We start from the raw sequence: 13,192 nt of genomic DNA on the forward strand, positions 1-13,192 counted from the left end.
ACAGCTGACAACCACCAGGACCAAGGACAAGCTGAGCTGGGGCCCACCGCAACAAGAGACCGTGAACAACAGCGACCAAGGCATTGCTCTTGGCTACTGGCACCTTTGGCGTGATGCCGATGGCATCAGTCGACAGACCTACTGCGAGCTCAGCGGTTTTGAGTTGATCCAACTGGGACCGCGCAATACCCCTCTGTTCAACCGGGTGATTGAGAACGAGTTAATGGCCACGGCCGTGGTCCTACCCGTGGGTTGGAAAGCGAGCTGGCATGAAAACCCAGCACCCAAATTGATCTATGTGCTCAAGGGGCGCTGGGCCATCACGAGCATGGATGGCCAGCGCATTGAAGTGGGGCCTGGCGAGTTCTCCTTCGGCGGCGATCAGAACTGCATCACCGATGCAGAGGGACGCTGCGGTCACCTCTCCGAACAACTGGGGGATGAGCCCTGCATCCAGATGGCGATCCAACCGCGGGATGAGCGCTGGCTGAATCTGCAACCGGGTTGTTTTGCCCAGCCATGAGCCCGCTTGCTCCTCACTGCGACTGCCTCGACCCGCGCTTCAAGCAGCTGGTGCTCTTCAACGCGGAGCTCGATCTACTTGCGGAGGGATTTCGCTGGCTGGAGGGTCCGCTCTGGTTTGGAGACCACCACTGCCTTCTGTTTAACGACATCCCCAACAACCGCACGCTGCGCTGGAGCGAACGCGATGGGGTCAGTGTCTTTCGGGAACCCTCTGACTTCGCCAACGGACAAGCCCGTGATGCCGCTGGACGCCTGATCCAATGCCACCACAGCAGTCGCTGTCTCACCCGGCTGGAACACGACGGACAGGTGACGACCCTGGTGGATGCGGCCGAAGGAAAACGCCTGAATGCACCGAACGATGTCGTGGTGAAGCGGGATGGATCGATCTGGTTTAGCGATCCCCTCTATGGCCTGCTCAATGACTACGAAGGAGGCCGGCAAGCCTCTGAGCAGCCAGCTGCGCTCTATCGCCTGGACCCTGAAACAGGCGAGCTTGATGCGGTGATCCGCGACCTCGACGGACCGAATGGTCTGGCCTTCTCACCCGATGAGCAGTGGCTGTATGTCGCTGAGACAGGAGCCCCTGACGCCGATGAACCGCGGCAACACATCATTCGCTATCCAGTCGCAGCCGATGGACGCAGCCTGGGTCCCGGTCAGTTCTTTCACAAAGTCAATGCCGGCTGGGCCGACGGATTTCAAATCGATGAGCAGGGGAACCTCTGGTGCAGCGCCGGTGATGGCGTGCATGTGATTGCCGCGGATGGAGCGCTCCTCGGAAAGATTCGTGTTCCCCAACGGGTCTCGAACCTCTGCTTTGGCGATCGCTACGGCAGTCGCCTCTTCATCTGTGCCTCGAACCAGCTCTATTCCCTCTTCACCAACACCCGAGGTGCCCGATGACTCCACAGATCAAAAGCATCGGCTTTAGCTGCTCAAATACCAACCGCCTCTGCGCGTTCTACGCAACCCACCTGGGCTTCAGCCCGGTGGCCGCATTCGACATCGACGCCGGTCCCTACGCGGAGCTCATCGGCCTGCCTGGAAGCCGCTTGCGCCTGCACCAACTCCAACTCGGCCAGGAGCGATTGGAGCTGACTGAGGTGCTGGCACTGGGGCCAGGACTGCGCCCAGGGCGTCCGATTCAGCAGGATTCCAGAAGTTGCGATCTCTGGTTTCAGCACATCTGCATCGTGGTCTCCGACATGGCGAAGGCGGCAGAGCCGATCACGACCCAGGTGCAGGCCGGTGCGCTTCAGACCATCTCCACTGGGCCGCAAACGTTACCGGAGTGGAACCAAGGGGCGGCTGGAATTCAGGCCTACAAATTCCACGACCCCGAGGGGCACTGCCTTGAGCTGCTGCAGTTCCCAGAGGGCAAAGGCGATGCCCGCTGGCATCCCAGCACGCCTAGGGGCACCTTCCTTGGCATCGACCACAGCGCCATTGCCAACGCCAACACCGAACGCAGCACCGCGTTCTATGGAGACCTCCTCGGCCTGCGCTTTGGCGGTGATGGGGTGAACCATGGCCTGGAGCAGGACCGGCTGGATGGCCTGGAGGGAACGCGGGTCCACATCAGTGCTCACCGCTGCCCCGAGGGAGCGGGGGTGGAATGCCTGAACTACATCGAGCCCACCGGGGGGAGGCCCCTGCCGGTCGATCAATCCGCGGCAGACCTGGCCCACTGGCAGATCCGCCTTGAGGTCGCTGAGCTCGATGCCATCAGCCAACGTCTCGAGTCCTTTGGCGGCTCGCACGTGTCCGACGGAGTGCAGAAGCTGAACAGCGAGCAGGCTGCGCTCATGGGTTTCCAGCGAGGATTGCAGGTGCGCGATCCAGACGGCCACCAGCTGCAGTTAATCAGCGTGGATTAAGCGCGGCCGGTTTCGGTTGTGATGTCTAGTTTTCGGGAAGTCACGGAAGTGCTGTGGACGTCACTCTTGTGAATTTGCTGGTGCCCGATGCACCCGCAGGTCTGGCCCCTTCGCCTATTGCGGAAGCCTCCTTGCTGGTGCTGCGGGTCTTTACGGGGATCTGCTTCATCCGCCATGGCTGGCCGAAGCTGAAAAACCTGCAGACCTGGTCGCAAATGTTGGGCACCCCGGCCTGGCTCTGCTTTCTCTCAGCAGGATCGATGTGGGCCGGCGGCATCGCGCTGGTGGCCGGAATCCTGACCCCGATTGCGGCCTTTGGAATTCTGGTGTCGATGGCCTACGCCATGGTCCTGGAGATGAAGGGTGGACTGCCCTTCGTTGCCGTTGACCCCTATCTGATTCCAGAAGGGGACTACGCCGGCCCCCTGGGGGTGGGGGAGCCCCCCAGCTGGGAGAAAGCGGCGATGTATGTCGTGATGTGTGTTGTCTTGATCGGTTGCGGCGGCGGCTTCTTCTCGCTGGATCACGCCATTACCGAGCAGGTGCTCCAGACCGGCCTCACCCTCTAGGTCTTCAGGCGAGCCGTCAGGTGCTCGCCCACACGAATGGCATTGGCGATGGCGGTAAGGGATGGATTCACCGCCCCAATGCTGGGGAAGAAGCTGGTATCGACGACATACAGGTTGTCGAGCTCATGGGCCTTGCAATTGACATCGAGCACCGAGCTCGCCGGATCCGTGCCAAACCGGCAGGTCCCAGCCTGGTGACCAACGGCCGCGATGCCCATGGCATTTTTGATGTACACCTGACGCTCCACCAGGTGTTTCTTCAAGTAGAGCTTGTCGAGGATTCCCTGAAGGCGACCCCAGAGCCGATCCGCTGAGGTCTGGTTATTGACCTTGTAGTTCAGGTGAATGTGCCCCCCCGCATCGATCGTCACCCGGTTATTTGGATCCGGAAGATCCTCCGTTGACACCCAAAAGTCGAGGGCGTGTTCGGCGATTTTGTCCATGGTCCAGCCCGGAACCAGGAAGGTCTCCAGTGGGGCGTAGCCCTTCATGATCGCGCCGCGGGTCTTGCCCGTCATTTGAATATTGCCCATCGGGTAGTCGTAATCGGCATCGCCGAAATACCAGTCATTGATTGAGATGGTCTTCTGGAAGACCGTTGGATTGGGCTCGTGGGACAGGGCAACGGCGGCCTTGCTGTTGTGGAACATGTAGTTCCGGCCCACCTGATCAGAGCCATTGGCCAATCCGCGGGGATGACGGTCGTTGGCCGACATCAACAGCAAGCGGGCGCTATTCGCCGCGCCGCAACTCACCACAACAACATCGGCCTTGTAGCTGAGCTGTTCCCCATCGCGTTCCACCTCAACGGAGGTGACGGCACTCCCCTCTGGATTGGTCACCAGACGCTTCACCTCAGCGCGGGTCAAGAGGGAGACATTGCCGCTTTCCTTGAGCGCCGGTCTGACACCACAGACCTCGGCATCACCTTTGGCATGCACCAGACAGGGGAAGCCATCACAGTTGTTGCAGCGCCTGCAGCGGCTGATCTCCATATTGGCTTCATTCAGCATCACGCCACTGGGGGCGTGAAACGGGTTCAATCCGGCCGAACGCAGATCATCGGCAAGCTGTTGAATCCGCGGTTCATGGGAAATCGGCGGATGGGGATAGGGCGCTGAACTTGGGGGGTCGGTGGGGTCCTCACCGCGAAGTCCATGGACGTGATACATCTCCTCAGCCTTTTGGTAATAAGGCTCGAAATCGCTGTAGCGCAGGGGCCACGCCGGGGAGACGCCGTCGCGGTGTTCCAGCTCCTCAAAGTCCCGCTGCCGCAGACGGAAATGGTGGGCGCCGTACATCTTGGTGGCACCACCGACGAAGTAATGACTTCCTGGCTGGAAAGGCTGGCCCTTGCCGTCGTACCAGATGTCTTTGGAGACGTATCGCCCCTTCTGAAAAACAGCTTCGGCATCCCAATTCTCCGGTTCCTGGGGCAACCAATCCCCGCGCTCCAGGATCAAGATGCGCAGACCCGTCGGCGCGAGAACCCGCGCCAAGGTGCCGCCACCAGCACCACTGCCAATGATCACCAGATCGAAGTCCTGACGATCGGGCTTCTGCAGTTGTGCCTCGAACACTGGATCAACCAGCCACTACCCGCAAACTAGAAACGGGCTCAATGGCTGTCCGCTGATTGTGATGAAGGGGCGCCTGGCGCTGGATAGCGGCTGAGCTGATTGATCATCTTGCAGACCATGGCCGTCCAACCGGTTTGGTGACTCGCCCCGACCCCCCGGCCGTTGTCGCCGTGGAAATACTCGTTGAACAGCATCAGATCCCGCCAATGGGGATCGTTCTGAAACAGCTCCACATCGCCCAAGAAGGGCCGCTGACCGGAGGCATCACGGCGAAACAAATTGACCAAACGATGCTGCAGTTGCAGCGAGACATCCCAAAGATTCATCCAGCAGCCAGAGCCGGTGGGGAACTCCACCTTGAAGTCATCGCCGTAGTAGTGGCCAAACTTCTGCAGGGACTCAATCAAGAGAAAGTTGATTGGGATCCAAACGGGACCGCGCCAGTTGGAGTTACCACCAAACATCGCCACCGGGCTATCGGCTGGGCTGTAGGCCAAGGTTTGGGTCTCACTCCCCTCGGTGAAGCTGTAGGGCTGGTCTTCGTAGACCTTCGAGAGGGCGCGAATGCCGTAGGGCGAGAGAAACTCTGATTCGTCAAAGAGCCTCTCGCAGATGCGGCGGAGCCGCTGCTCCGGCACCAGGGCAAACAGCAGGCGGTCATGGCGACATTGCCCGAAGTGATCCAACAACCAATCAGGGCTGGTGCGTTCATGCAAAAACCAGCTCAAGCTCTGGGTGACATCAAGAACAGGCAGCCGTTTGATCGTCTCAACGTCAAAGCTGGCCACAGCCAACAGTGGTATCAGGCCAGAGACCGAGCGGGTGCGCAGGTATTCCGTCGATCCATCCGGTCGTTTGATGACGTCGTAATAGAAGCCGTCCTGCTCATCCCAATTCAGGTAACCGCGATTGCCGGGCAGGTTCAGCGTTAGAGCCAGCTGAACAAAGTCATAGACAAACCGCTCAGCGATATCGGCGTACTCGGGTTCCGTGCGCGTCAATTCCACACTGATATTGAGCAGGTTCAGGCTCAAGGAGGCCATCCAGGCGGTCCCGTCGCACTGCTCAATGCGGCTGCCATCGGCCAAGGGGTAACGGCGATCAAACACCGCGATGTTGTCGAGACCGAGGAAGCCCCCCTCAAAGAGGTTGTCTCCCCCCCGGTCATTACGGTTCGCCCACCAGCCGTACTCCAGGATCAACTTCCGCAGGGCCGCATGCAGAAAGCCCAGATCGCCCTCGTCGTTCTGCTTGCGCTCGATCTGAAAAATGCGCATCGCCGCCCAGGCGCCAATCGGCGGGTTGGGATCAGAAAGGGTCCACTCGTAGGCAGGGGTTTGCGCATTCGGCGCCGTGTAGTGGGGCGTCCGCAGAACCATCGCCTGTTGCTTGGCCGTCGCCGGATCGATCACCGCAAAGGCGACCGCATGGAACATCAGGTCCCATTGGCAGAAGTAGGGGTACTCCCAGGCATCGGGCATCGAAATCACGTCGTGGGCATGCAGCCGCTGCCATTCCGCGTTGTCCGTCGCCCAGCGCTGGGCGGGTGGCACTGGGGAGGTCGGATCGCCGTCCAGCCAGCGAAGAACACTCCAGCCGTAGTACTTCTTGCACCAGAGCAAACCCGCCGCGGCGCTGCTGTGGATTAAACGGTCCTCCTTGGAGAGGTTGGGAACACGCTCGGCGAAGAACTCATGCCATTCCCGCTCCCTTTGCACAAACAGGGCATCAGTCTCAGGACCAAAGGCCTCATTCCCGCTGGTCTCGTCCTGTGCCATCAGGCGCAGGTCCACCTGCCATTCCTCGCCAGGTTGCAGGGTGCGCTGCAGGAGGCGAGCAGCCTTGGTCCCGCTCTGCTGGGGGTTGATCGCCCCCTGCTCGGACTCGATCAAATAGCGGTGGAAGCCATCTTTTTGATAGGGCCGCGTATTGGGCTGTTGATAGAGGCGTTCGGTGTTGGTTTCGTTGTCGGTAAAAATCCAACGCCCTTCATTACGGCAGTGGAGTTCGTAGCCGCCCAAGCCACCACCAACCTGGGCCTGCAGGACATCACCCTTGAGACCCATCGGCTGCTCCTGCTCATCCGGGTAGCCCCAGCTCCAGGTATTGCGTAACCAGAGGGTGGGCAGCAGGGTCAACGGAGCCGCCTGATCACCGCGGTTGATCACCCTCAGGCGAATCGCCAGGTCGCGGGGGGAGCGCTTGGCGTACTCGATAAACACATCGAAATAGCGGCTCTCGTTAAAGATGCCTGTGTCGACCAGTTCGTACTCGGGTTGATCGCGACTGCGCCGGCCGTTCTCAGCAATCAGGTCTTCGTAGGGAAAGCGCTGCTGCGGGTACTTGTAGAGCCCACGCATGAAGCTGTGGGTCGGCGTATTGGCGAGGTGGAAGTAGTAGTCCTTGAGATCCTCGCCGTGGTTCCCTTCGCCGTTGGCCAAGCCAAAGGGGCGCTCCTTGAGGATTGGATCCTGCCCATTCCAAAGGGCCAGCGAAAAGCAGAGGCGACACTCCGAGTCGCAGATCCCCAGCAGACCGTCCTCGCCCCAGCGATAGACCCGTGAACGGGCATGGTCATGGGGAAAGGAGGTCCAGGCGTTGCCATCGGCGGAGTAGTCCTCTCGAACCGTCCCCCATTGCCGCTCCGGCAAGTAACTGCCCCAAAGCGACCAAGGCACCTGGTCCTGGTCCCGTTCCGCCATCCGGCGGAGTTCAGAGGTCGCCTGGCCCGAGCCGCTGGTCACAGCACACCCAACACCTGATCGCCAATCCGCAGGGCGTTGGCGATCACCGTCAGCCCCATGCCCACGGCCGGACAACTGGGGAAGACGCTGGCATCAGCGACATAGAGGTTGGCCAGCTCATGGCTCCGCCCCTGGAGATCCACCACCGATGTCGCCGGATTGGAGCCCATGCGGCAGGTGCCGCAGACACTACCCATCACCGTCAGAGGAGCCTCACCGCGGGGGTGCGTTGGAGCGGGCTTCACCACATGGCAAAGGGGGTCGTTCTCCACCTTCTTCAAGGTGTCGATCCAGCGATAGACCAAGCGGTCATGGGCCTCGCGGTTGTTCGGGAGGTAGTGAATCTGGAGATGATTCCCCCGCAGGGTCACCCGGTTGTGGGCATCGGGCAGAACCGGGCTCATCGCCCACCAGGTCACCGATCGGGCAGCCAATTGCTCCAGGCCAAAGTTGGGCATCAACTTGGTCACCAGGGAGAGAACCGGAGGGGATTCCGCAAACAGGGCGTCCTGCAGAACACCGCCGCCACTGGCAATCGAGCCCAGGGGGAAGCTGACATTGCTGTCGCCCCAGAGGTAATCCGTGATGCCCAGGCTGCGGCCGTAGCGACCGGAATTGGCCGCCGCCGCCAGCTGAATAATCGACGTCAGCTGGGGCTTCATCAGATTGCGGCCCACCTGATCAGAGCCGTTGGCCAGTCCGCGGCTGTGGTGCTCGGTCGCTGAGCGCAGCAGGATCGCAGCACTGTTGATGGCGCCTGCGGCCAGAACCACCAGATCGCCACTGAACAACCAGGCGTGACCGTCGACCTCCGCCTCGACCGCACGCACCTCATTGCCGCTGGGGTTGACGTGCAGGCGGCGCACCTTGACGCGATCACGGATGCTGACATTGCTGGCCTGTTTCGCCAGATCCACGCCGAACAACTCCGCATCACCCGTGGGGTCCTCAGCAGATTCCGACCAACTCAGCGGCAGGGCATAGGGGTGGGTCCCCTGACGCTCCAGCGCTGCCCTGAGCTCAGCCACCCAGGGCTCAAAGGACCTCGGGCGATGGCCATAGGGCCCAGTGCGACCAGGCTCAGTCGGGTCGACACCGGCTTCGCCGTGGACGCGATACAGCGCTTCGGCCCGGTCGTAATAAGGGGCGAAATCCTCGTAGCTCAGCTCCCAATTCGGGGCCGTCCCCTCCTGCAGAGGGAGGCCGCCAAACTCGCGCTCGCGCATGCGCTCGAGAACGCCGCCCCAGATCTTGCTGTTGCCACCTAAGGCATAGATCGTCTGGGGCGAGAAGGGATCCCCATCAGTCCCGAACCACTGCTCACCAGGGTGGTAGCGGTCCTTCCGGAACAAGTCGACGTCCGCGACGTTCTGATCCGCAAGGGGCATCACCCCACCGCGCTCCAGGAGCAGGATGCGCTTGCCCGAGGCCGCCAACTGCCCAGCGATCGTGCCGCCAGCAGCACCGCTGCCGATCACGATGACGTCGTAGTGAATGTCGTCAATGATCATGGTTCTTGGGCTACTGCCAGACGTAGATCAGCAAAAAGAGGATGATCCAGATGACATCCACGAAGTGCCAGAACAAGGACGTGGCCTGAACTCCCTGTTCCCCGCCGCTGTAATTGCCGGGGATAAATGACTTCACCAACATCAATCCCATCAACAGAATTCCCGTCGCCACATGGAGGCCGTGGAAACCGGTCAAGAGATAGAACGTGCCACCAAAGGTTCCCGAGGTGAAGCCAAACTTCAGGCCACCCCATTCCACGGCCTGTCCAAAGAGGAAGTAGGCCCCCATGGCCATGCTCAGCAGCCAGAACCCCCGGAAGAGAGCCATGTTCTCTTTGGCCTTGAAATGCTCAGCCAGGGCGATCGTCCCCGAACTGGACACCAGGACCACGGTGTTCACCAGCGGCATCTTCCACTCCAACCCCTCGACCCCAGGGGGAAGCCAGTCGAGGGCTGAGGTCTTCAACAGGGCATAGCCGCTGAAAAAGGCCAGAAAGATGACGCTTTCTGAGCACAGAAAAATGATGAAGCCGGTGAGGTTGTGCTTGGGATGCAGCTCCAACTCAGACTGAGGGGTCGTCGTCGTCATTGCGCCGCCTCCTGCAGCACCAAGGCGCGCTCCAGCTCAGCCTGATGTTCCACCAGCGGTTCGCCGCTGCCATAGCCGTAGGGACGCGCAATCACCGTGGGGACCTCCTCCCCAAAGTTGTCCTCCGGCGGCGGAGAGGGCAACAACCACTCCAGTCCGATGGCGTTCCAGGGGTTATGGGTGGCCTTAGGCCCCCGGATCCAGGAGCTCACCATATTGAGCAGGAAGGGAATGATCGACACCCCCAGCAGGAAGGCCCCCAGGCTGGCGATCACGTTCCAGAAGGTGAATTCAGGGTCGTAGCTCGACACCCGCCGCGGCATGCCCATCAGCCCCAGGGGATGCATCGGCAGGAAATTCAAATTCGCCCCCACAAAGGTGAGCAGGCAGTGCAGTTTGCCGAGGCCTTCGTAGGGCATGCGCCCGGTGAACTTCGGGAACCAGTGGTAGATCGCCGCAAAGATCCCCATCACCGCGGCCCCGTAGATCACGTAATGGAAGTGACCGACGACGAAGTAGGTGTTGGAGACGTGAATATCGATCGGCACCGTGGCCAGCATGATGCCGGTGATGCCAGCAAAGACAAAGTTAAAGAGCCCCCCCAGGCAAAACAGCATCGGGGTCGTCAGGCGCAACTTCCCGCCCCAAAGGGTGCCCAGCCAGGCAAAGACCTTCACCCCCGTTGGGACGGCAATCAGCATGGTGGTGACCATGAACAGATTGCGCATCCACTGCGCAACACCACTGGTGAAGAAGTGGTGAACCCAAACAATCAAGCCCAGTCCAACGATGATGAAGGAGGCAAAGGCGACGTAGAGGTAACCAAAGAGTGGCTTCCTGGAATACACCGGAAACAGCTCTGAGAAGACCCCAAAGACCGGCAGGATGATCACATAGACCGCCGGATGGGAATAGAACCAGAAAAAGTGCTGATAGAGCACCGGATCACCACCACCCTCGGCCCGGTAAAAGCTGGTGCCGAAGTTCAGGTCCATCAGCAACATGATCGCCCCGCCCGTGAGCGCGGGCAGGCCAATCAACTGCAAAGACTGGGCAGCAAAGGCGGTCCAACAAAACACAGGCATCCGGGTCAGGGTCATCCCCGGGGCCCGCATGCGCAGGATTGTCGTCACAAAGTTGATCGCACCCATGATCGAGGACACCCCCGATAGGGCCACGGCCGTAATCCAGAGGCCCTCGCCATTGAAGAGTTGTCCCGCCGGGTTCTGAAGACTGACGGGCGGATAACTCCACCAGCCGGCATAGGCCGGACCACCTGGGACAAAAAAGCTGGCGATCAAAATCGATCCAAAGATCGGAACCAACCAGAAGGCCACCGCATTCAGACGCGGGAAGGCCATGTCGGGCGCACCGATCATGGTTGGAATCAACAGATTATTGAGACCGTTGAGGACCGGAAAGATGAACAGGAACAACATGATTGTTCCGTGCATCGTGTAGATGCCGTTGTAGACCGAGCGATCAACCAGATCGGCGGCAGGTGTAATCAGCTCCCCGCGGATGACCATGGCCAGCAGGCCACCGATCAAGAAGAAGAAGAAGGCCGTAACGATGTACTGGATGCCAATGACCTTGGCGTCCGTGCAAAAGCCGAAGTAGCGCTTCCAGCTGCTCTGCGGTGGCGGTTCAGGGGGAAAGGTGGCGATGGTCATCGGCTCAGGTCTCAGGCGTCATGGGGCTGATTGGGGTCTCCAGGGACATTCACCTGAGGGGGCGGAGCGGGAGGGACGGTCGCCCAGCCCGGGTTGGGCTTGGTCTGACGGATGGCGAACTCATCCACGGCAAGGCTCAGGCCCGCCTGCAGCGGTTGGCGCGCGGCCTGCTCGAGCCACTGCTGATGGGCCTGGGAGTTCTCCACCACCACATCGACCTGATTCGCGGCATGCCAGGTGCCACTGAACTGGGCATCCCGCAGGCGGTAGATCCCCTCGCGCGTTGGCGTGAGATTCAGATCAATCGCCCGGCCAGGAACCACGTCCTGTTTGATGCGGAAGGCGGGGATAAACAAGCTGTGGAGCACGTCCTCGGAGACCAACCGCAAACTCACCGGTTGATCCAGCTCCAGGTGCAGTTCCGTGGAGGAGACGTTGCTGCCGGGATAGCGAAACTCCCAGGACCATTGGCGGGCAATCACCTCGACCTGTTCAGCCGGCAAGCGATCACCGGGATAGCCCCCCACCTCTTCTGTGGAATTGCGCAGATGGATGTGCTCCATCGGACCCAACATCCCCAACTTGTCGCTGGCGCGAATCGTCCAGAAGGCAATCGCCATCACCAACACAAAGGGAATAGCGGTCCAGATGACCTCCAACTTCGTGTTGCCTTCAATCGGGAAGGCGTCGCTGTCGTCGTACTTCTCGGCGCGGTTGAAGAGCACCACCCAGACCATCACCGAGACCACGCCAAAGAAGACGAAGGTGCCGATGGCGGTCTCCAAGCTGAACAGGTCATCCACCAACGGCGCCGCCGTTGAGGCCTGAACAGGAAGCCAATGGTGGGACTGCTGACCCATCCAGACGCTGAGGGCCAGGAGCAGAACAACCCAAACCAACCAGGCCACTAGAGCGGGCCGGGAGAGGCTGGGGCGGGGGGCGCTATTGCTCATCTCAGGGCAGGGCGGTGTGAAGGTCAGCGCCGGCCTGCAGCAACTGGTCAGCCGCGATGTGCACACCGAATTCAGCTGCCAACTGGGCGCCGAGGGTCCCGTGCAAACCCAGCAGCGCAAACATGCCGAGGCCGACTAGCAGGTAGAGCCACTGCACCTGGCGCCCCATGTCGCGCCGCCAGAGATAGCGCTGGAAACCACGCCAAACGGTCATGGCCGTAATCACCGTGAGCAGCAGCACGCCGCCCACGCCATGCCAGAGCATCGTGGTCATGCTGCCGAGCCCAAAGGTGCTCACAACACCCGGCAGCGGGACGGCGGTGAGCATTTCGTAGAAGCCACTGGCGACGGTGAAAAAAGTCACCAGGCAGCAGGCCAGCAGGTTGTACCAACCGACGTCGTGAAAGCCCCCGCGGGTGATCGGAAGGGCCAAAAAGCGAAAGACCCGTTTTTCCAGGGGGTACAGAGCACCCACCACATCAAAGGCAATCGCAATCACAAACAAACCGATGGTGAGGTGCACCAAATTCGGATGAATGGGCAGGGCATAGGGCAAGCCATTCGGCCCTAACTCCCCGGCGATTTGATCAATGGGAGTAGCCTCTGGGCTGTAGGCCAAGGCCATCGCCTGAACGAGCATCAGATCAGCCCCTCCCGCGTGGCCGCCACCACCTTCACGGTGTGCAGGCCATAGGTCCAGATCAGCTTGTCGCCCAGGACCACCTGGACCATGATCAAGACACTGACCAAGGCCCCAGCGCCGAGAAAGGAGAGCGGCAGGGCCTCAGGATCACGGCTGCGCAGCACATAACGCCAGCCCGTCAACAGGGACAACACACCGGCCAGGGACCAGCCAATCGTGGTGTGAATATCAAGGATGTTGCGCGCTGCGCCATAGGGCGAGGCCAAACCTGCCTCCACCTGACCAAAAATGATCGCAACGAAGATTGCGCCCGTCGCGAATAACAAATTCCAGAAACTGGCTTCAAACAGCGCCGGGCGGCGCCAGAGCACCCCGATCAGATCGAACACGAACCCGATCAGGGCCATGGCGATCACGAAATGAACCACGATTGGATGAATCGTGTCCATCCAAGGGAGGTTGTGATCGTTGAGCGGCGGCAGCAGCTCAAGCATGAAGAACGGGCCAGGGCTCAACAGTGATCAG

Annotated in this window: 12 protein-coding genes; 4 read left to right on the plus strand and 8 right to left on the minus strand. The window is 60.6% G+C overall.

Annotation, left to right across the window (positions count from 1 at the left end):
- The first annotated feature begins 61 nt into the window (after positions 1-61).
- The 4 genes from ACXIQ9_RS03225 (at position 62) to ACXIQ9_RS03240 (ending at position 2,974) form a co-directional block, all read left to right on the plus strand.
- Positions 62-523, plus strand: coding sequence for a cupin domain-containing protein (locus ACXIQ9_RS03225; RefSeq protein WP_247477524.1), 462 nt, complete (start codon positions 62-64; stop codon positions 521-523).
- A complete protein-coding gene (locus tag ACXIQ9_RS03230; RefSeq protein WP_459015573.1) occupies positions 520-1,431 on the plus strand; it encodes an SMP-30/gluconolactonase/LRE family protein in 912 nt (303 codons plus the stop codon). Before ACXIQ9_RS03225 ends, ACXIQ9_RS03230 begins: the two co-directional genes overlap by 4 nt.
- A gap of 86 nt (positions 1,432-1,517) precedes the next feature.
- Entirely contained in the window at positions 1,518-2,405 is an 888-nt protein-coding gene (locus tag ACXIQ9_RS03235; RefSeq protein WP_459015575.1) for a VOC family protein, read from the plus strand.
- A gap of 53 nt (positions 2,406-2,458) precedes the next feature.
- A complete protein-coding gene (locus ACXIQ9_RS03240; protein ID WP_247477509.1) occupies positions 2,459-2,974 on the plus strand; it encodes a DoxX family protein in 516 nt (171 codons plus the stop codon).
- Here the strand turns inward: ACXIQ9_RS03240 and ACXIQ9_RS03245 are convergent.
- From ACXIQ9_RS03245 to ACXIQ9_RS03280, 8 genes are read right to left on the minus strand one after another with little or no spacing between them, the layout of a single operon-like run.
- On the minus strand, positions 2,971-4,554 hold the full coding sequence (locus ACXIQ9_RS03245) for a GMC family oxidoreductase (protein ID WP_296415578.1): 1,584 nt from the start codon (positions 4,552-4,554) through the stop codon (positions 2,971-2,973). The genes ACXIQ9_RS03240 and ACXIQ9_RS03245 overlap by 4 nt on opposite strands.
- 38 nt (positions 4,555-4,592) lie before the next feature.
- Complete coding sequence (locus ACXIQ9_RS03250; RefSeq protein WP_459015797.1) at positions 4,593-7,256, minus strand: MGH1-like glycoside hydrolase domain-containing protein; 2,664 nt, start codon at positions 7,254-7,256, stop codon at positions 4,593-4,595.
- Between the two features lie 38 nt (positions 7,257-7,294).
- Positions 7,295-8,809 (minus strand): GMC oxidoreductase, encoded by a 1,515-nt coding sequence (locus tag ACXIQ9_RS03255; protein ID WP_296415580.1) that lies wholly within the window; start codon positions 8,807-8,809, stop codon positions 7,295-7,297.
- Positions 8,810-8,819: 10 nt separating this feature from the next.
- The gene (locus tag ACXIQ9_RS03260; protein WP_459015578.1) at positions 8,820-9,398 is read right to left on the minus strand and encodes a cytochrome c oxidase subunit 3; all 579 of its coding nucleotides are present in this window, start codon (positions 9,396-9,398) and stop codon (positions 8,820-8,822) included.
- Positions 9,395-11,071, minus strand: coding sequence for a cytochrome c oxidase subunit I (locus ACXIQ9_RS03265; protein WP_459015580.1), 1,677 nt, complete (start codon positions 11,069-11,071; stop codon positions 9,395-9,397). The genes ACXIQ9_RS03260 and ACXIQ9_RS03265 overlap by 4 nt, the downstream gene beginning before the upstream one ends.
- Positions 11,072-11,082: 11 nt before the next feature.
- The gene (locus ACXIQ9_RS03270) at positions 11,083-12,024 is read right to left on the minus strand and encodes a cytochrome c oxidase subunit II (RefSeq protein WP_459015582.1); all 942 of its coding nucleotides are present in this window, start codon (positions 12,022-12,024) and stop codon (positions 11,083-11,085) included.
- 1 nt (position 12,025) lies between these two features.
- A complete protein-coding gene (locus ACXIQ9_RS03275) occupies positions 12,026-12,664 on the minus strand; it encodes a DUF2231 domain-containing protein (RefSeq protein WP_010315899.1) in 639 nt (212 codons plus the stop codon).
- Entirely contained in the window at positions 12,664-13,161 is a 498-nt protein-coding gene (locus tag ACXIQ9_RS03280; protein ID WP_459015584.1) for a DUF2231 domain-containing protein, read from the minus strand. The genes ACXIQ9_RS03275 and ACXIQ9_RS03280 overlap by 1 nt, the downstream gene beginning before the upstream one ends.
- Between the last annotated feature and the right edge of the window lie 31 nt (positions 13,162-13,192).

Source organism: Synechococcus sp. LTW-G (assembly GCF_054459035.1).

Bases quoted from the DNA above. Each gene is read 5' to 3' on its own strand.
- ACXIQ9_RS03230 (WP_459015573.1), top strand. From the start codon at position 520: ATGAGCCCGCTTGCTCCTCACTGCGACTGCCTCGACCCGCGCTTCAAG.
- ACXIQ9_RS03250 (WP_459015797.1), bottom strand. From the start codon at position 7,256: ATGGCGGAACGGGACCAGGACCAGGTGCCTTGGTCGCTTTGGGGCAGT.
- ACXIQ9_RS03255 (WP_296415580.1), bottom strand. From the start codon at position 8,809: ATGATCATTGACGACATTCACTACGACGTCATCGTGATCGGCAGCGGT.
- ACXIQ9_RS03260 (WP_459015578.1), bottom strand. From the start codon at position 9,398: ATGACGACGACGACCCCTCAGTCTGAGTTGGAGCTGCATCCCAAGCAC.
- ACXIQ9_RS03265 (WP_459015580.1), bottom strand. From the start codon at position 11,071: ATGACCATCGCCACCTTTCCCCCTGAACCGCCACCGCAGAGCAGCTGG.
- ACXIQ9_RS03270 (WP_459015582.1), bottom strand. From the start codon at position 12,024: ATGAGCAATAGCGCCCCCCGCCCCAGCCTCTCCCGGCCCGCTCTAGTG.
- ACXIQ9_RS03275 (WP_010315899.1), bottom strand. From the start codon at position 12,664: ATGCTCGTTCAGGCGATGGCCTTGGCCTACAGCCCAGAGGCTACTCCC.
- ACXIQ9_RS03280 (WP_459015584.1), bottom strand. From the start codon at position 13,161: ATGCTTGAGCTGCTGCCGCCGCTCAACGATCACAACCTCCCTTGGATG.